Below are 19,383 nucleotides of genomic sequence, written 5' to 3' on the forward strand. Positions count from 1 at the left end.
CTTTTATCGGCATGGCATGAAGATCCTCGACTGGTATATATTCAAAAAATTCATGGTGACCTTCCTGTTCGCCATCCTCACCATTACGGTTATTGCGGTGGTGATTGATACCAGTGAAAAGACCGATGATTTTGTGAAATCCGGACTGCCCTTTATGGGCATTGTAACCCAGTATTATTTCGGATTTGTACCTTTTATTATCTCGATGATCTTTCCCCTGATTGTATTCATCGCGGTGATTTTTTTTACCTCCAAAATGGCGGCACGTTCAGAAACCGTGGCGATCCTGGCAACGGGTATTCCTTACAGCAGATTTTTACGACCCTATCTGATTGGGGCTTTTTTATTGGGGGGCATTATGCTCTGGGTCAATGCGCTGGTGATTCCCCGCGCGAATGAAATCTACAGCCGGTTCAAGCTGACCTATATTGACAAGAACAGTACCTATTCTTCTGGTGCCGGTGGAAGCAGAGATTTCTATTTCCGATCTGACTCTGTGACTTTCGTGGGCATGAAGTATTACGATACCCTGAATAAATCCGCCAGTAATTTTTTCCTGGAAAAAATCAAAGGCAACCAGGTGGTATATAATATCCGGTCAGATTATGTTCGCTGGGATACGGCCACCAGAAAATGGCGGGCGGAAAATGTATTTGAGCGTAAGATCGATGGACTGAAGGAAACGGTTCAGAAACATCCTTATATGGAAGTAGATCTGAACATGCGTCCGGATGAGTTACGGCGCGATGAATACCTGAAAGACAAACTCAATTCTTTTGAATTGTATGAATTCATCCAGCGCGAACAAACCCGCGGTACGGAGGGATTGAATACCTACAAAGTAGAGTTCTGGCGGCGACTCGCCACACCGGTGTCTGTAATTATCCTTACCCTCATGGGGGTATTTGTAGCCGCCCGGAAAACCAGGGGAGGATCCGGACTGCAATTGGCTTTCGGAATCGTATCGGCTGCCACATTTGTGATCATGGATAAATTCTCTACAGTGTTTTCCACCAAAGGGAATTTTCATCCCATTCTGGCTGCCTGGCTGCCCAACCTGCTCTTCCTCTTCGTGGCCTTCTACCTCTATCGAAAAGCTCCTAAGTAATTGTTATTTACCGCTTTTTAATCGGATTCTAACACAACTCTGTTCATTATTTATTTGTTGTACCATCGACAATAGCTAATTTTAACGGTTATAAATCTCCTTCATGGGAAGCTATAAAGAAAAACTAAAAGAAAAGGGAGACGCGGCGGCAGCTGAGGTCAAATCCTTGCTGAAAGAACACGGAAATAAAGTAATTGGAGAAGTAAGCTTATCGCAGGTTTACCAGGGTATGCGTGGTATCACCGGCCTGGTAACAGAAACCTCTTTGCTGGATTCACAGGAAGGCATTCGCTTCCGGGGTTATTCCATTCCGGAATTGCAGGCCAAACTGCCCAAGGCCAAGGGCGGCAGTGAACCTCTGCCTGAAGGCTTGTTTTACCTGATGCTTTTCAATGAATTGCCTACCGAAGAGGATATGAATGAAATGACTGCCAAATGGCAGCGTCGTTCCCATGTTCCTACCCATGTATTCAATACGATTGATGCCCTCCCGCTGAGCACCCACCCGATGACCATGTTTGTGGTTGGGGTGATGGCCCTGCAAACAGAAAGTAATTTTGCCAAGGAGTATTCCAAAGGCATGAATAAAAAAGATTATTGGGAACATACATTCGACGATGCCATGGACCTGATTGCCAGGCTACCCCGCATTGCTGCCTATGTGTATCGCCGTAAGTATAAGAACAATGAACATATCCAACCAAACGGACTGCTCGACTGGTCGGGCAATTTCGCGCACATGCTGGGCTATCAGGATGAGGGTTTCAAAGAGCTGATGCGGCTTTACATGACCATTCATGCCGACCATGAAGGCGGCAACGTATCTGCCCATACTACGCACCTGGTTGGATCTGCCCTCAGTGATCCTTACCTGAGTTTTGCGGCGGGTATGAACGGACTTGCAGGCCCATTACACGGACTGGCGAACCAGGAAGTGATCAAGTGGATTTTTGAAATGCAGGAATCCCTGGGTACTGATCGTCCGTCTAAGGAGCAGATTGCCCAGTATGTACAGGATACCCTGTCCTCCGGAAAAGTAGTACCTGGTTATGGCCATGCGGTACTGCGGAAAACCGATCCCCGTTTTGAAGCGCAGATGGAATTTGGAAAAAAACACATGCCGGATGATGCTCTCTGTCAGACGGTCTGGAATATTTACGAAACAGTTCCCCCGATTTTGCAGTCCCTGGGTAAGGTGAAAAACCCCTGGCCCAATGTGGATGCGCATTCCGGTGCCCTGCTGGTGCACTATGGACTGAAAGAATACGAGTTCTATACCGTGATGTTTGGTGTGAGCCGCGCCTTGGGCGTAATGGCCAGCCTGATCTGGGATCGCCTCTTAGGCTTCCCGCTGGAGCGTCCGAAGTCGATTACAACGGAGCTGGTGAAGAGATGGCTGAAGGGTGAGGACCAGGTTTGGGGAGACTGAGGAAGTGAAAGGTGAAAGGTGAAAAGTGAAAGAGGGTGAAAGGTAGGGATGGTGAAACAAGGAATATCAAAAGCTGAATCTCAACCCAATTCAGACACTAAAAGTACCAAAACACGAAAAAAGTGAAAGAATAGCAAAATCCGGAGTAATCCGGATTTTTTGTTTGGTTGATTAATGTTGTAACATTAACTTTGTATTCTAATTAATTATTATTCGTAAACAACTAAACAAATTAATATCATGGCAACATGGAAAATTGACGCAAGTCACTCTGAGATCACTTTTAAGGTGAAACACCTGGTAATCTCCACCGTATCTGGAAAGTTCAATGAGTTTGATGCTACTGTAGAAGCTGAGAAAGATGATTTCAGTGATGCGCAGGTGCGCTTTTCAGCCAAAATCGACAGTATTTCAACAGGTAATGAGCAGCGGGATGGTCACCTGAAATCAGCCGATTTCTTTGATGCGGCTGGTCATCCGGAGCTGAGCTTCAAGTCAACTTCTCTGAAGCAGGTTTCAGGATCAGATTATGAACTGACCGGAGATCTGACCATTCGCGGCACGACCAAACCGGTTACCCTGAAAGCAGAGTTCGGTGGTATTCAGAATGATTTTTATGGTAATACTGTTGCTGGTTTTGAACTGACTGGCAAGATCAACCGCCAGGATTTCGGACTCACCTGGAGCGCCGTAACCGAAGCGGGTGGGGTTGTGGTATCTGATGACGTGAAACTGGCTGTAAACGTAGAGCTGATCAAGCAGAAATAAGGTTAAGGCTCCCTATATACAGGACCGATCCGGAATCAATTCCGGGTCGGTTTTTTATTTGCCTGCACCCTCCCAGATTTTTTTGCTGAATGTTAGCGGGCACTCTATATTTGCACTCCCGCAAAGGGAAGTTCTTATCACGAGGGGAATTAGCTCAGCTGGCTAGAGCGCTTGCATGGCATGCAAGAGGTCACCGGTTCGACTCCGGTATTCTCCACAAAAAAAAGCCCTGTTTTTGCAGGGCTTTTTTTTATTTAGATCAGATTGATCATAATCAAATTCTTAATCTTTTTTCCCGCATTTGGATAAACTTATGAATAGAGTTAAATTTGATTCAAACCTAAGTTGAATGGAAGAATTGATTTTTATGGTGGAAGAAAGTCCTGAAGGTGGCTATACCGCCAAAGGAGTCGGTGTGTCCATTTATACCCAGGGTGATACCCTTGAATTGTTGAAGGCATCCATAATTGATGCAGTACATTGTCATTTCGATGATTCAAAAAAAAGAATTCTTCGCCTACATATAGTTCGTGAAGAAGTTATTGCTGCATGAAAATTCATTGAGAATTCCTCATCATAACCCTATTAAGATCGGAACTTTATCAGCTATATTGGCTAATATTACAACACATTTCGATATGAGTAGGGAGGCTTTAATAGAAGATCTCTTTAAATAAGTGATTCGGAAATTGTTTATGCTATTGTGAAATGAATCGCCTATGCCGAAATTTCTGAAGTTTATTTTGATTCTTCTTATTTGTTTAATCGCCTCATTAAGCTTATTGAGTGAGGATTTTGTAAAATTTTTATTATCCGGCCAAAGTGCAACTGTAAATGTAATCTTAATCAGGCATCATTATCTTTTTGTATTTTCATTAGCACTGCTACCTATATTTAGTATAGTATGTATGCGTAGCAGTAAATCAGGCTGGTTATGCTTATTACTTTCATGGGTGATTTTTATCTTTTCTCTACAATCTTATGCGCTTGATACAAATGCGAAAGATGCGGTCCTGATTTCAGGTATCGGCATATTTCCAGTGCAAAAATGTGTTTTAACTGAATCTAATAATTGTGCTACCGGATTTTCATTTTTCCTTGGTGATGAGGTAGTACAAGCTATTCATTCTTTGAATCGTTCAGGTTCTATAATTTACGAGGATCTAAATTATGTGGTTGTTGAGCGTTTATCGAAGTCAGATAGCATTTGCTACTATTATTCTTCTGAAACTAACAAGTTGTTAAGTGTAGAAGAGAATATTGGTGGACGGCAGGAACGTTTTTGGATGGATCAGGAATACCAGGATCCTAAATTGAAAAATAGAGCGGGAGATTATATTTATAATTCTTATTTCCATATGTATCCAGGATTTAAAATGATTTATCAGGATGAATTTGAAAAAGTAATCAAAACAGGAGATTCCCGCTTTGAACTGTTTTTGGATAGTATGATGCAAACAGACTTGGGAGTAAAATTGACTGCCTTTGAAAAACAAAATGTATTTTACTATATAAGTCAATACTAGATATTTTATACCCCCCCGCCAGTGGACATACCTCCTATTTTGCTTTATTTTAATTCGATTTTATCAAACGATACGGTATAGGTTTAGAAAGCTATAATTTACAGGAGCCCTCTGCTGGATTGCTAAGGGTAACTCCTCCCGGGTGTTGCTGGTCCACTAACCGGGACATATTATTGATTGCTTTTTACCAAATACAACGAACATGAATAAGCGCCTCTTGCTGTTTTTAATCGGATCAGTTCTTACTACCACTATCTCTGCTCAACTTACCTTAAAAACAAAGAGCTTCTCCATGGAGATTAGTCCAAAAGGGGAAATTATCAAAATGGTGGACGCCGGCAGTAGTATGAACTTTGTTCCCAATGGGCACTCGGGACAACTACTCCGTATTAAAAGCGCCAATCAGGAAATGAACCCACAAACAGTAAAGGTGCGTGGTAAGGTTATTGCGCTTAGTTATGGTAACGGGATTGAATTGCAGGTTACTGCTAAAGAAACCGCCGATTACATCAAGTTTGAACTCACTAAAGTTGCCGCAAAAGAAAAGATTGATGCCATTTTATGGGGACCATTCACTACTACTATAAAAGATACCATCGGTGAAGTGGTTGGAGTTGTTCGCAACAAGAATTTCGCTATCGGCATGAGGTCCCTCAATGCCAAAACAATCGGTGGGAAATTGACGAATCAGGAAGGTGTAACTTCTCCATCCGCCTCCATTGCTGGTAGCGCTGCAAGTGCAGAGGAATTTGGTTCGGCCATGCAGGCTTTCGCGATTAATCAATCGCTGGATAGAGTTATTACAGTTTGGAACCACCACAAAAACTGTCCGGTACCCGGGCTTAAAGACTATCAACTGGAAGGTAGCGCAATCGCCATTTTCGGCACTGCGCCTGCAAACGCCCTGGCAACCATAGGGCGCATCAACAAGGCAGAAGGGCTTCCCTTCCCGGTGATTGACGGAGCATGGACCCGGGCTTCCAGAACTACCGGCCGCCCTTATCTGATTACTGATTTTACAGAAGAGAACTTTGATGATTTACTTTCACTGACAGAACGCCTTGGTTTTTACTCCATCTACCAGGAGCATCCTTTTGTGAATTGGGGACATTTCGATCTGAATAAAGAGCAATTTCCCAATGGCCGCTTGGGCATGAAAAAAATGGTCGAGAAAGCATCAGGTAAAAATATACGGGTGGGTGTGCATACCCTCACCAATTTCATCACCACTAATGATCCATTTGTTACAACCAATCTTAACAGCGGATTGATGGCAGCCGGCGTTTCAAATTTGTCCGCCGATATTGATGAAACTGCCACCAGTATTGTCGTGGAGGGATATGAATATTTTGCACAAGGATCAACGCTGAACAGTATTCAAATTGGAAATGAGATCATTCGGTACCAGGAAGTTTCTAAAGAAAAACCATACACCCTGACGAACTGCATTCGTGGAGCGTTTAACACCAAACCTGCTACCCATCAAAAAGGTGCGCAGGTAAAAAAGTTAATGGACTTCCCGTATAAAACCATGTTCCCTAACTGGGAAATGCAGCAGCAGTTGATAAAGAACATGGCTGCCTTTTTCAATGAGACCGGTGTATCTCACATGGATTTTGATGGGCATGAAGGAGCCTGTTATACGGGTCGCGGTGATTATGCAGAAAATTATTTCGCCGATGAGTTTCTGAAAAGCGTAAAACATACAGTGGTGAATGGCTCCAGTATTATCAATCATTTCTATTGGAATCACAACAGCTATATCAATTGGGGAGAACCCTGGTACGCCAGTTTCAGAGAAAGTCAATCGGAACATCGTTTCAGGTTGCAACCTTTCTTTGAACGCAACTATATGCCCAATATGCTGGGTTGGTTTTTGGTGAATGCCGATACACAGGTGGAAGATGTTGAATGGATGATGTCAGTTGCCGCCGGTTACAATGCAGGGTACGCCCTGGTACTTCGACACAATGCGTTCAAAAAGAATCCAAACATCGATAAGATTATTGAAACGATTGTATTGTGGGAGGAAGCCAAGAAGCTGGGCATCTTTAATCCGGAGCAACGCCTGGAATTAAAGAACCCGGGCAACGATTTTCAACTTCGGAAACTGACTAACAAAGAATGGTCGCTGGCGCATTTTGATAAAGTAAAATTTAATCACCCTAAGAAAGTCCTGCAGCCAGGAGAGCCTACGCATACTCGTTTCGACTTCAACAACAGCGGCGAATCTCAGAAAATACAATTGCAGTTGCTGATTGCAGGTGAAGACGATGCGGAGGTCGGCAATATTGAATTGGAGATAGACAACTTTTTCAGAATTACAGTACCTGTTACTATGAAAAAAGGACAAACGCTCGTATGGGATAGTTCCAAAGAAATGAAATTATACAATGACAAAGGAAGTCTGATCCGCAAAATCAATATTGAAAAAGAATTACCGGAAATGTCCCAGGGCAAACATTCCATCCTGATCGACGCCGGTTCCATGACTGGTGGGGAACCGGCCATTAAAGGAACAGTAAAACTAAAGGGGAAAATGGAGAAGATTCAATAGTAAATCATTTCCTCACTTCAACACCAACTGACGTTTTACTATCTGTTGATTGTGCAAGACCATCGCTGTTGCGGTACCCTGCCAATTAATTGACTGAATTATCGCCAGGAAGGCATCCACATCTTCAATGCTTGTTTCATTGACGGAACGGATGATATCTCCTGCTTGCAAGCCGCTTTTGGCAGCCGGACTGCCAGGAGCTACCTTAAGAATCAATACTCCTTTTTTATCCGGACTGCCGGAGGCGGATTGCTCTCCCAGTGTTTCAATGTTTTTGATGATGGCGCCTAACCATTTTATTTGTGTCGTTGTCGCTTTAGCCTGCAAGATCCGTATGCCTGTTTGTGGTGGTGAAGCTGCCAGTTGCCGGAGCAAAGGGTCTGTTACTCCAAATTCTATCGAAATATTCTCAAAGCCAATAGCAACCGCTTCCGAATTCGGTTGAATACGGTAATCGCCAAGGTTATCGTTCACAAATAACGGATTACCGGTTAAACTATGTTGATCCGTTTTATTCTCCTTCGCAGCATCCAGCGCACCTGGTTGAATAAAATAATTACTGTCAACCTGCGTTCCCCAATTCCTCACCCGGATCGGTGCATAGGTGCTGGTCACAATATTTTGCGTGAAAACATCTCCACTTTTTTCATACCATACATGCGGATGAAAGGTATTGTTGACGAGGATATTATTCTTCACGATTCGGTCATATCCTTCTCTAAGTTTTAAGCCCCCATTCAGACATAGGTTATTGGTGATCCGGTAGCGACTGCTGCCATCATCCAGGTCGATATCCCAACCATGCTCACAATGAAAGCGGTTATTGTTCAACGTTATTGGTTTGACCATATCCAGAAAAGGAAAATCAGGTCTGGCTCTTACTCTTTCATCCACAGCTTCTATGCCCGGAACCCAGTAGCGGTCGCGACCCCAGGAATTAAACGCACCATGATCTCCGGTTTCCAACACGGTTTGAAAAACATCATTATACGCTATCGTATGGCCACCCCAGCAACCATCTCCGATATTGATACCTGCCCTTGGTGTTTTATAAATGGTATTGTGTTCTACCTTAATATCCATCGCCATACTGATCTGCACGCCCGCTACCTGCTTCTCCACCTGTCCGATGGAATGAATCAGGTTACCATAAGCCCTGCAGAACGCCGGATAATTGTCTGTTTTTGGTCCGGGTGTAAAATCCATTGTATCCAGTGCTACCGCCTCCTCATATCGGAAAGCAGGGGAACGTACGGCATCCGGATCACCTACAAAAGCAATAGCATTTCCACCAATATGATGGATCTGATTGTTTTCAATATTGATCTCCCTGTTATAGCGACTTACAAATAGGGCATGGCCGCCAAGTATGGAGAAACTGCAATGCTGAATCTTAATCTGTTCAGCTCCTTCAATTAATATGGCACCCCCTCTGTAAATCGTCCAATCGCTTCGTAATAAGGGCTCACGAGTTTTCATGAAGGTGCGGTTGGTGCCTTTAAAATCAATTCCTCTTACAATAACATTTTTCACTGGTTGCTGTCTGCTCCCCTTGAGATATATTAGTTCATCCAGGGCAGCCCGCTCCAATTGGACTGTTTCCAACTGAACACCCGATGGCGGATACAAATAGAGTATACCGGTAACTTTATCATAATACCATTCCCCGGGTGCATCGAGTTCTTCAACTATATTTTCTACAAAGCGGTATTCCGCGTGCAGGGGAGCCGGACGGTTATTTTGCCAGCCACCTTCCAGGAGCAGGCTGTCATTGAGCTTTCCTGTAATCCGATAATGAAAGCCGCCCCATTCTCCCTGGTGCAAGGCGTGAACAAAAGCTCCGGTCGGATTTTTCCAACTGCGAATACGGTTAACGGCTAACGCATCAGCAGCCGTACCATTAAAAACCCGGGCACTGCTATCATAATTCGGATAGCGCGCAAGTTGTAGCAATTTTCCATTGCAGAACAGTTGGTCCATTGGAAGTCCTTTTCCAATAAAGGCCTGCTGAATCCTTTCGTTGTATGATTTCCATGTTGTGGTGATGGGAACTGCTCCGCTTAGCGTAACTTTTTCAGTTTCATAAGCTGTTATTTCCAGTTGTTTCTGATTCAACAGTGCCGGAGTAATCTCCAGCGTACGATCCAGATAATAAGTTCCCTTGCGAAGAAAAATCCGAACACTTGAACCCTTTGCTTTTGCCACCTGCTGCAGGGCCCGGTGCACTGATTTAAAAGGTTTTTCTAAGCTGCCGTTGTTGCGATCATCACCCTGGATGGCAACATAATAATCCTGTTGTGCAAAACTGTAGTGGGAGAGTAATAGCAAGCAAATGGCCCAGCGTATCGGAAGTTTCATGCCTACAAGATAACTAAAATTGCTGCGGTTTTTTTTGCTGGCCGGCTAGTTCGGCCACCTGGTTGATGCGGTTGGTGCGGGTTTCGGGGCGTTTGGCAGAAACCACCCAATACAGGATCATTTTTTTGATGGATTTACTCAGGCTCATGAAATAGTCTTTTGAACCCTTGTATTTTTTAAAGGCTTTTTCCAAATCATCCGGAATCACCAGTTCTTCCACGGCATCCAAATTATTCCAGGAACCGTTTTCTTTGGCAATTGCTATACTGTTCAATCCTGCTTCTGCCATTAGTCCCGCTTCAATAAGCCGATCTACTTTTTCCTTGTTAATTTTTGACCAGTTGCTTTTAGGTTTCCTTTTACTGAAGAACTGGTGAGAGCGTTCTTCGTCTATTTTTATTTTTTTACTATCGATCCAGCCAAAGCATAACGCTACATCTACTGCTTCGCTCCAGGTCAGGGATGGCTTTTGAGATTTTTTGGAATAAAATGCAACCCAAACGGCTTGTTTGGAAAGGTGGTGTTTTGCCAGCCATCTTCTCCACTCAGCAATCGTTTTTGGATATACTATTTCTATCTCGGTCATTGATATAGTCTGGCTCAATAATACGCATATTCTGTTAAACTGGTAATACTGCGTCCCATTCCATCGCCCCGGGTTATTGTCATAGTAGATAATTTTGAAATGGGTAAGGAATCCTGGTACGCATACCTGAAATTTATGTCCCAGTCAGTGAACCTGCCAATGATTTTTTCTTCCGACGGATTGTTTTTCTGTAACCGGATTCCCGGCACTTGTAAATAATGAATATCTTTTAGCATCAGGTTGGCTGCTACATTGATTTTCTCATCAAATCCTGAAAATTCATGGCTGCCAGTTTTCACCAGGATATCTTCCTGAAGGTAGTATTCATCGTAAGCATTCATATTGTCTCCTGGTCCATACTGCATTTCCAGTTTTTTGAATACTTGTCCGGTTGCCAGTTTCAGCCATTCCACAACAGTTAATCTTCCTGCCTGGTCATAGTGAAGCAATATCTCTTCCAGCTTACCCATACTAACGTTGGATCGTTGGATTTTTACAACACGATTTCCTGCATACTGATACTTCAGTGTATCAAAATCAAGATGGGCTTTATTGATCATGCAGTCAAGCCGACCATTTTTATACTGCAGGTGATATTGATAGAGATTGGCTTCCTGCCTGATCTCCGTGATACGTCCATCGGGTAGATACAGAAATTGCAGATAGGGAGAGGGCAGTGCTTCTATCGCAATATGTTTCAACTTGTAAGTAGTACTATCATCTTGCGACGGTTCGGAATGATTCCGATGGCAGGAAAGAAAAAGCAACCAGAACAGTACAATGGATCCTCCACCTGTAACATGTTTAACTGTCATACAGAACCGAAATTAATATTGTCGGAGTCCGTGGAAAATTCCACTGAAAGTATGTTTCTCCGGTTCATTCGGACAACTGGTGCCTGGCGGATTACGACTATACACGGTACCTGAAAAACTCCCCTTTACCATTTCTCCCACATCGGCCCATTTTGAAACAACAAAGGAGCCTTCCGAAAAGAATTCACCGGGAATGTTACACTTGAGATACTCTGTACCAAAACTGAAAGGACCCATATTAATGGTGGCACTTGATTTTAAGGGATCATGAAGTCCGCCATAGGCAAATGCCCCCGCGCGACTCCCATTGGCTATTAGGTGAATGCCTTTCCAGTTTTCATCTACCCCCTGAACAGTGATCTTGCCATTTGCTTCTCCAATCACCACATTGGTAAAAACATAATCAGTTCCTTTATAGGAAAGCGTTACCACATTTCCCCCGGCAATGGTAATGGGCGTAAGGATCAATAAACCGCCGTTGGGATATACTCTTCCTGTCACCGGATTTTTTAAGGGAATACCTGAAATCGAGGTTTCAATGAGAATAGGATTGTTAGAAGGGATTTCATCAGGTGCTCTGTAATAGGCTTGCGAACCATCAGCTGTTAATACACCCATGCTGGCTATAGTTCTCCACCTCACTTTATCTCTCAGGTCAAAGGGCTCCGGATCTACCAGTGGTGCCAACAAACTGTCTTCCGGTTTCAGCGCAATCGATTTATACGCAGTAAGTCGAACCGTTTCGCCTGGCTGGATGATATCCTTATCCGCCTTTACTTTAAAGTCTTCTACAATACCCCAATCACTGAAATGATTCGACTCCACCGTGATGGTTTTGTTTATTTTATTCACGATTGATCGGGTCATCAGGTTCCAATGTCCTGCCTCATTCTGATACCCCAGGTACAGGGCTTCCGGAATCGTTCCCTCCAGATCTGTATCGTTATAATTCAGGGTTAGTTGTACCGGCTTTTGAAAGGAGACCTGCTCGGGTTCGAGCCGGTACGCATCTCCCGAACTCATCGGACAGGTATTCGTGATGGGAGTGATGGCAAAAACTACATCATCAGTAACAGATTCGGGAGGAACGGTCACCTGTAAACGCCCGTCTGCGGAAATTATAGTGCCACCAGCAGTGCCGATATTTCTGGCAACCCGCTCACCTTTTACGATTCCTTTGTCATACACTGCGGGAATGCGCTGCGGTGCTGCATTCTCATCACCCTTGCTGCAACCGAATAATAGGGAAATAGAAAGAAGGAACAACCAGTGACTGTTTCGAAACAACTGAAAGCCGGACATATGATAAGGTTTATAGAATTGCAAACCTCGTATACCAGGTAGGCTTACTCCTGACAGATCGACCAATTGCGGAATGTATCGACGAATAACTTTACACGATAAGTATTGGCAGTGCGATAGGTGGATAGCAAAGGTAATTTCCAGCAAATGGAGGGCAATCAGGGGGAACTACCTATAACATTTCTGTAGTAGTTTACGGCAATACTAACTATTTCATATGGTATTAACTCGCCCATTCCGATTTGTACAACTCAGCTCGCTCATGCTATTGCTATTCGTAGCAAATTTCTCCGCTTTTGCACAAATCACTGAACGCCCCCGACCAGAGAGTTGGAAACAACTTGTCAAAGGCGCTGCCTTCAAGGATCGCTTTCTTCCTATGCCAAAAGGAAAACTGAGCAGTGCAACCTGGGGAGGCGCTAATGTACTGCCACGCTACATCGACAATGGTATTGAAGACCGGGAGCGTTCTTATTGGGGCGGTAATATTGTGAAGGGCGCTGATGGTTCGTATCATCTCTTTGTTTGCGGATGGCCGGAAAGTTCTGCCAAGGGTCATGGGCAATGGCCGCGTTCGATTGTCTATCATACGGTCAGCAATAACCGCATTGGTCCCTATACCATAAAAGATACCATTGGTGCCGGACATAATCCGGAAATTTTTCAATTGCAGGATGGCCGCTACGTGTTGTACTGTATTGATAAAAATTATGTAACCAATTCGCTGGACGGCACCTGGCAAGAGGGGAAGTTTGAATTTGATCCAAGAGATCGCCCTATAATAGAAGGATTATCAAACTTAACTTTTGCCAAACGTCCCGATGGTTCTTACCTGATGATTTGTCGTGGTGGTGGTGTGTGGATTAGCCAGACCGGTTTATCGCCGTATCGGCAGGTATCGAACAAGAGAACCTATCCGGATGTGGCGGGTGAATTTGAGGATCCGGTGGTATGGAGAGATTCGGTACAGTATCATATGATCGTAAATGATTGGCTGGGAAGAATTGCTTTTTACCTGCGTTCAAAAGATGGGGTGAATTGGGTAACAGATCCTGGAGAAGCTTATGTGCCGGGGATTGCCTTTCACGAAGATGGCAGGTTGGAAGACTGGTTTAAGTTTGAACGCATCAAGATCTTACAGGATACGCAGGGCCGCGCCATCCAGGCAAATTTCGCGGTTATTGATACTCTCAAGAAGGAAGATAAGGCGAATGACCGGCACAGTTCTAAAAACATCTCCATACCGTTGAATCCGGGTGTTTTGATCAGCTTCCTGAATACCAGTTTGCCAGCAGCAGGTGAAACTATTCAAATCAGGGTAAGCGCTGAGAAAGGATTTAATCCGGATAAGGATATAGATCTTGGTTCACTGCGATTTGGCAGCAATGAGCAGGTGAATTTCGGAAAAGGGGCGAAACTAGTAGCAAGTAAAAAACAGGGCCGCGATTTAATACTCACTTTTAGTGCAGAGGGACATGGATTAACCAAAGAAGAGTTTGCACCCAAGCTGATCGGCAGGTACAAAAATGGAAAGCTCCTGTTTGGCTACACCCGTGTACCCTGGGTGGCGTATGAGCCGGGTATTTTGTCTGCATTGCGCCCGGTATTTAGTCCGGGTACAGGTACTACAGGTATAAGTGTTATAGTAGAAAATTTTGGCATGGCAACCTCTCAACCAGCTACCTTGAAACTTCAGCTACAAAGCCCGGAAGGGGTGAAAGAAATCGCGACAGGTACTATATCGCCAATCCAGTCGTACGGAAAGTTGGCTCTTCAACTCAACACTACGTATCCATTTGAAAAGGGCCGGGAATATGAGTTTGTACTATCACTATCGGATGCTGATCCGTCAGCCCCTCCATTTAAATTTAAAGCAATCCCCTTGCCTTAAAGTTTGGTGTTGGATGAGTCAATTTGGCTATAACTGGAAAAAAAGTTGACTTATAGCCAAATTGAGCCTTCAATTTGGCTATAAGTGCACAAAAAACTAACTTGCAGCCAAATTGAGGGATATGCAGCAGATTATAGGAAGGAAACGGGAATTAGCCATCCTATCTGACCTGAAAGCGGGTAATGCCTCCGCATTTGTAGCTGTGTATGGCAGAAGGCGGGTAGGTAAAACCTTTCTTATTCGCAAGGCATTTGACAACAAGTTTGCCTTTCATCTGACTGGAATGGCGAATGTAAACATGGCACAGCAGCTGGCTAATTTTGCTACTGCCTTAAGAAAATATGATACTTCCGCGGAACTCCAACCGCAGGCAGAAACCTGGCAGGAAGCCTTTGAGCAATTAATCAATTGGCTGGAAAAATCAACGGATGAAAAAAAAGTAGTTTTCCTGGATGAACTTCCCTGGCTGGATACTGCACAATCCGGATTTATTCCCGCACTGGAACATTTCTGGAATTCCTGGGCAAGTGCAAGAACCGATATTATCCTGGTGGTATGTGGTTCTGCGGCGGCCTGGATGATCAATACACTAATCAATAGCAGAGGAGGACTTCACAACAGGGTCACTCATCGCATACGGCTCCAGCCTTTCACCTTACAGGAATGCGAGGAATATTTCAAAGCCAGGTCGGCAGGTTTTGATCGTTATCAACTTGTTCTGCTCTATATGGTGATGGGTGGAATACCTTTTTATTTGGATCAGGTGAATACTAGTCTTAGTGCAGATCAGAATATAGACAGATTGTGCTTTACTGCGGATGGATTATTACGGGGTGAGTTTGATAACCTGTATCATTCTCTCTTTCAAAAAGCGGAACGGCATATTTCTATAATAGAAGCATTAAGTAAAAAAGCAAGGGGACTAACCCGTGATGAACTGCTGGAGGTTTCCGGCATGCCCAATGGCGGTGGCACCACACGTATCCTGAAGGAGTTGGAAGAAAGCCATTTTATCCGCAAATATGTTTCCTATGGTAATAAAGAAAAGCTAAGTCTTTATCAATTATCAGATCCGTATTCACTCTTTTACCTGCGATGGATAAAAAGTTCTTCCACGCTGGATGAGAATAATTGGATGAACCAGCTTGATAGTCCGCAGAAAAGAGCCTGGACCGGTTATGCTTTTGAACAGGTTTGCCTGGAGCATATAGGACAAATAAAAAAGGCATTGGGTATAACTGGTATTCAAACCACCACCTCTTCCTGGGTTAGCCGCGACAAAGAGCAGGGTGCGCAGGTTGACCTGGTAATTGATCGCAGGGATCGGGTGATCAATCTTTGTGAAATGAAGTTCTCTATTCATCCGTTTACCATAACAAAAGCATATGCAGCAGAACTGGCAGAGAAAATTCGGGTATTTAAAGAACAAACAAAAACTACCAAAGCAATTTATCTGACGATGATAACCACCTTTGGATTGGCATCCAATGCGTATGCATCCTCCATGGTGAAAAACAGTTTTGAGCTGGATATATTGTTTGACTAGAAAAGTTCCTTCAGTTTATTCTGTAAATCAATATCGCCATTCGTGCCAATATAAATGCCTATAATTCTGCCTTCTGGATTAATTAGATACTTGGTAGGGAGTGCGAAAATATCATACTTGTCATTAATTGAATTTCCATTTAATACGTGAATAAACTCAGTACTATTGTCTCTTATAATTGCTTTCCGCCAGGCTTCTTTTGACCGATCATCATCTGCTATTGCGATAACTTCTAATCCTCGGTGGTGATATAATGAAAATACTTGCTTTACCGTTTTTGTACTTTCTATGCAGGGCACACACCAGCTTGCCCAAAAATCCAGCAACACATATTTGCCCCGATAGTCGATAAGAGATAACTGTTTTTTATTACTATCGAATGACTGAAAATCAGGGGCAGGGCTTCCAATGGTAAGTGAATTTTTCTTTTTGATTTCATCCCGGCATAAGTTGCCGGCCCTGCTTTCTTTAATTTTTTCATCCAGCGAAAGAAAGAGTTCATTGGCAACTGAAGCAGGAAGGTTGTTTAATAGTCCGAGTAATTCAGTTGGACTAACATACGAGGACGGGTGTTCTTTTATGAATTGTATTTTTGATTCTATAATTGCTTGTTGTTTACTAGCATCTGGTAGGTTTTGATTCTTTTCGATAGGATTAATCAATGCATAAAGACTGTCTGCTTCTTGTTGAGAAGCAGATCCAGTCATCTTAAATGATGAAAAATTATCCTGTTGTAACAGGATATGCTGTTTTCCAGCTTCCAAATAAAAGTCAGAGTAATTATTTTTTCTGGGAATACCAATCAAATGTGCAAAGGATGGTTCATTAATGTAACCGGAGAACTGAAACTTTCCCTTATTTAATAGAGTGGTATCCTTGCGCCAGATACCTGTTGTATCAGGTAACCATAGGATTATTATTCCAGTATCCCGGCCAATAATTTCACCCGTTAACGTATAGGTGTTTTGTTTGGGCTGGGCATAGGAAGGTATATAGCTTATTGCAAGGGATAGTAATAACCAGAGAAGTCTTTTATTCATAGGATTCTCTTTATTTACAATATACTATTTTTAACCATGAAGCAAGCGCTGTATAAAGACAAAATTCTGATAGTCAATATCCTAGTTCATTCCTTTGCTGATAACAAAAGCATTAAGTACATCGTAAAGCAGGATAGCCGAAAAGAAGAAAGGCTCCGAAAACTCATGGCCTATTCTTTTGAACGATGTTATCGGTTTGGTGAAGTATACCTGACCGAAGATAAAAAAGCCTGCGCGTTGATTTTATTCCCGCATAAGAAAAAAACATCCCTGTCAGCTTTATTGCTGGATCTGGATCTGGCCTTCTCGGTAATCGGTTTATCGAATCTGAAAAAAGTGCTGAGCCGGGAGTCGAAAATCAAGCAACTTTATCCCAAATCTCCTTTTTATTATTTGTGGTTTATTGGAGTATATCCGGCGGATCAGAACAAAGGAATCGGGAAAACTCTCCTGAATGAAATACTTACAAATGCTGAAAGGGAGGGACTGCCTGTTTATCTCGAAACATCAACCAGAAAAAATATCACCTGGTACGAGCAATTTGGATTTGTTACCTATAACAAGCTGGATTTTGGATATGAATTGTTTTGCATGCGGAGGGACTAATTGATATCTTTTACATTAAATTCTGAGCTATGCATCGCATATCGGTTAAAATGAAATTAATTAAAGGGAAGGAGGCGGAATACAAAAGGCGGCATGATGAAATCTGGCCTGAACTAAAACTGCTTCTAAAAGAGCATGGCATAAAGGATTATTCCATATTTCTGGATGCAGAATCCTCCTCCTTATTTGCTGTCATGAAAGTCGAAAACCCGGCGCTGCTGGAGGAACTACCCAAACATCCTCTAATGAGAAAGTGGTGGACCTATATGAAAGACCTGATGCTTACCAATGCTGATGACAGTCCGGTTGCCGATCCACTGGCAGAAGTGTTTTATTTGGAGTAATATTTTTATGTGGAACTCTGTCCCTTAATTGCAACTATAAAGAATCTTTTCACTGTAATTGGCTCCGCTGGTAGAACTCACTTGCCGGCGTATTATTTTACCCTGATCATCTTCTGAATAGCTGTGGTTGGTGATGGTGCCGGAGGGCGATTTTATTGATTTTATCCTGTTCTTATTGCGGATGATTTTATAGCCTAATTCCAGTTCAGCGATGCCAGCATTTTCCCCTTGCTGAAACAGTTCATCGGTATTAAAGGTGTAAGAAGTGATATCTCCTTCGGGATCCGTTTCACCCACCATATTACCATCCAACCATTGATAATAGCTGTGTTTCGGTGAAATACTGCTATTAGTTGAAGTTGATTTTTTTACCACTCTGGTACCATCGTATTCATATAGTTCTTCTCTCCAGGTGCCATTGGGATTTTCCACTTTTATTTTGGTTGCAAAGCCCTTATCGTTGAGGGTGATCGTTTTTTTGTAATGCGGATTACCATTGGAAGTTTGAGTGTTTATCACAGTATTCCCGGTATAGGTTAATACATTTTCATAGCCGGCATATTCGTGTTTGATTAAACGCTTCTGGTTGTCATAGGTAAAAATATGCGGTTCAAAACCATCTCGTTCAGTACGAGTAACCAGGCAGTTTGCAAATTGATTAGTTTCTTCAGGTGGGGTAGTGTTTGTGTCATCATCGCTTTTACTACAATGCACAAATAGGAGCGCAACCAGCGCCGCGAATAATGTTTTTTTCATGATCTAAGTAATTGTGGGCCTAAAACTATCTTTTCGCGTTCGATGGTGCAATACCGTAATAGGGTGATATGGAAGGATTCTTTTTTAATCAAATTAATTATTATATTAAGGCAGTATGGCAAGTAAAAAGATATGCAATGGAGTAATCATTTTTTTCTCAGTCCTATTGCTGACCAATTCTTCCTGCACCTGTGGCAAAGATTGCACGGCCATCTACTATAATTTTGAATTACCTGCTAAGGTTTTCCCAGATAATGATACCCTGCGTTTGGGGGATTCGCTCACAGTATTCATAGACGTGTCCAATTCCTTTGTGGAATTGCAATCCGGTACCCTGGTTCCTTTCAAGAGGGCGGCTAATTTGGGGTCAACGATTTCCTTTGGAAGAAAGAATCTAAGCACCGGTGCATTTGACCAAGTTGCCAATGATTTCGATTTTATACTGTTAAATGGTAAGGAATCCAGGGCAATCAATCCTTCCTTAACTAGGTCCTATTTATTTACGGAGGAAAATAACCGCTACCGGTTCCACCTGGTTATTAAACCTAAAAAGCCGGGACTGTATAAAATGATCCTGAGTAATTCGGTCAATACCTATCGGGAATCGGCTCCCTGTGATAAAGCGAATTTTACTACCATTTTAAAAGAGACCAATCATAACCGGCATTTAGTAAGGTTAGAAAGTGAAGATGTACCCGGTGGTGATTTTAATTTTGTTGTACAATAATTCTTATAGATAAAAAACCGGTTC

General features: G+C 43.0%; 17 protein-coding genes and 1 tRNA gene. 12 read left to right on the forward strand and 6 right to left on the reverse strand.

Annotated features, from left to right (window positions below):
• Positions 1–16 precede the first annotated feature (16 nt).
• The 7 genes from L0U88_RS07095 to L0U88_RS07125 all read left to right on the forward strand — a co-directional run bounded on the left by L0U88_RS07095 (position 17) and on the right by L0U88_RS07125 (position 7,388).
• Positions 17–1,108 (forward strand): LptF/LptG family permease, encoded by a 1,092-nt coding sequence (locus L0U88_RS07095; RefSeq protein WP_234865022.1) that lies wholly within the window; start codon positions 17–19, stop codon positions 1,106–1,108.
• A 103-nt stretch (positions 1,109–1,211) separates the two neighbouring features.
• Positions 1,212–2,537 (forward strand): citrate (Si)-synthase, eukaryotic, encoded by a 1,326-nt coding sequence (locus L0U88_RS07100; RefSeq protein WP_234865024.1) that lies wholly within the window; start codon positions 1,212–1,214, stop codon positions 2,535–2,537.
• Positions 2,538–2,777: 240 nt separating this feature from the next.
• Positions 2,778–3,305, forward strand: a complete 528-nt coding sequence (locus L0U88_RS07105) for a YceI family protein (RefSeq protein ID WP_234865026.1) — start codon at positions 2,778–2,780, stop codon at positions 3,303–3,305.
• A 143-nt stretch (positions 3,306–3,448) separates the two neighbouring features.
• Positions 3,449–3,522 (forward strand) — tRNA-Ala (locus tag L0U88_RS07110).
• Between the two features lie 132 nt (positions 3,523–3,654).
• Positions 3,655–3,858 carry a hypothetical protein gene (locus L0U88_RS07115; protein WP_234865028.1) on the forward strand — a complete coding sequence of 68 codons (204 nt, stop codon included), beginning with the start codon at positions 3,655–3,657 and terminating at the stop codon, positions 3,856–3,858.
• 166 nt (positions 3,859–4,024) lie between these two features.
• Entirely contained in the window at positions 4,025–4,831 is an 807-nt protein-coding gene (locus L0U88_RS07120) for a hypothetical protein (protein ID WP_234865030.1), read from the forward strand.
• 202 nt (positions 4,832–5,033) lie between these two features.
• On the forward strand, positions 5,034–7,388 hold the full coding sequence (locus L0U88_RS07125; RefSeq protein WP_234865032.1) for a hypothetical protein: 2,355 nt from the start codon (positions 5,034–5,036) through the stop codon (positions 7,386–7,388).
• 12 nt (positions 7,389–7,400) lie between these two features.
• On the opposite strand, the gene L0U88_RS07130 is transcribed toward L0U88_RS07125, so the two are convergent.
• The 4 genes from L0U88_RS07130 to L0U88_RS07145 are packed head-to-tail and all read right to left on the reverse strand — an operon-like array spanning position 7,401 to position 12,449.
• On the reverse strand, positions 7,401–9,746 hold the full coding sequence (locus L0U88_RS07130; protein WP_234865034.1) for a PDZ domain-containing protein: 2,346 nt from the start codon (positions 9,744–9,746) through the stop codon (positions 7,401–7,403).
• Positions 9,747–9,759: 13 nt separating this feature from the next.
• On the reverse strand, positions 9,760–10,332 hold the full coding sequence (locus L0U88_RS07135; RefSeq protein ID WP_234865036.1) for a YdeI/OmpD-associated family protein: 573 nt from the start codon (positions 10,330–10,332) through the stop codon (positions 9,760–9,762).
• Between the two features lie 14 nt (positions 10,333–10,346).
• Complete coding sequence (locus L0U88_RS07140) at positions 10,347–11,147, reverse strand: hypothetical protein (RefSeq protein ID WP_234865038.1); 801 nt, start codon at positions 11,145–11,147, stop codon at positions 10,347–10,349.
• A 12-nt stretch (positions 11,148–11,159) separates the two neighbouring features.
• Entirely contained in the window at positions 11,160–12,449 is a 1,290-nt protein-coding gene (locus L0U88_RS07145) for a hypothetical protein (protein WP_234865040.1), read from the reverse strand.
• A 217-nt stretch (positions 12,450–12,666) separates the two neighbouring features.
• Between L0U88_RS07145 and L0U88_RS07150 the strand changes: the two genes are divergently transcribed.
• Both L0U88_RS07150 and L0U88_RS07155 read left to right on the forward strand, forming a co-directional pair.
• Entirely contained in the window at positions 12,667–14,340 is a 1,674-nt protein-coding gene (locus L0U88_RS07150) for a glycoside hydrolase family protein (RefSeq protein WP_234865042.1), read from the forward strand.
• A gap of 121 nt (positions 14,341–14,461) precedes the next feature.
• On the forward strand, positions 14,462–15,886 hold the full coding sequence (locus tag L0U88_RS07155; RefSeq protein WP_234865044.1) for an AAA family ATPase: 1,425 nt from the start codon (positions 14,462–14,464) through the stop codon (positions 15,884–15,886).
• Here the strand turns inward: L0U88_RS07155 and L0U88_RS07160 are convergent.
• Complete coding sequence (locus tag L0U88_RS07160) at positions 15,883–16,926, reverse strand: TlpA disulfide reductase family protein (RefSeq protein WP_234865046.1); 1,044 nt, start codon at positions 16,924–16,926, stop codon at positions 15,883–15,885. The genes L0U88_RS07155 and L0U88_RS07160 overlap by 4 nt on opposite strands.
• A gap of 36 nt (positions 16,927–16,962) precedes the next feature.
• On the opposite strand from L0U88_RS07160, the gene L0U88_RS07165 reads away from it, so the two are divergent.
• Complete coding sequence (locus L0U88_RS07165; RefSeq protein ID WP_234865048.1) at positions 16,963–17,532, forward strand: GNAT family N-acetyltransferase; 570 nt, start codon at positions 16,963–16,965, stop codon at positions 17,530–17,532.
• Between the two features lie 29 nt (positions 17,533–17,561).
• The gene (gene rhaM, locus L0U88_RS07170; protein ID WP_234865050.1) at positions 17,562–17,876 is read left to right on the forward strand and encodes an L-rhamnose mutarotase; all 315 of its coding nucleotides are present in this window, start codon (positions 17,562–17,564) and stop codon (positions 17,874–17,876) included.
• A gap of 24 nt (positions 17,877–17,900) precedes the next feature.
• On the opposite strand, the gene L0U88_RS07175 is transcribed toward rhaM, so the two are convergent.
• Positions 17,901–18,632: a hypothetical protein gene (locus L0U88_RS07175; RefSeq protein ID WP_234865052.1), complete on the reverse strand. Its 732-nt coding sequence runs from the start codon at positions 18,630–18,632 to the stop codon at positions 17,901–17,903.
• A 115-nt stretch (positions 18,633–18,747) separates the two neighbouring features.
• Between L0U88_RS07175 and L0U88_RS07180 the strand changes: the two genes are divergently transcribed.
• Positions 18,748–19,359 (forward strand): hypothetical protein, encoded by a 612-nt coding sequence (locus L0U88_RS07180; protein WP_234865055.1) that lies wholly within the window; start codon positions 18,748–18,750, stop codon positions 19,357–19,359.
• Positions 19,360–19,383 lie beyond the last annotated feature (24 nt).

The sequence above is a fragment of the Flavihumibacter fluminis genome, from assembly GCF_021491375.1.
Taxonomy (GTDB): Bacteria; Bacteroidota; Bacteroidia; order Chitinophagales; family Chitinophagaceae; genus Flavihumibacter; species Flavihumibacter fluminis.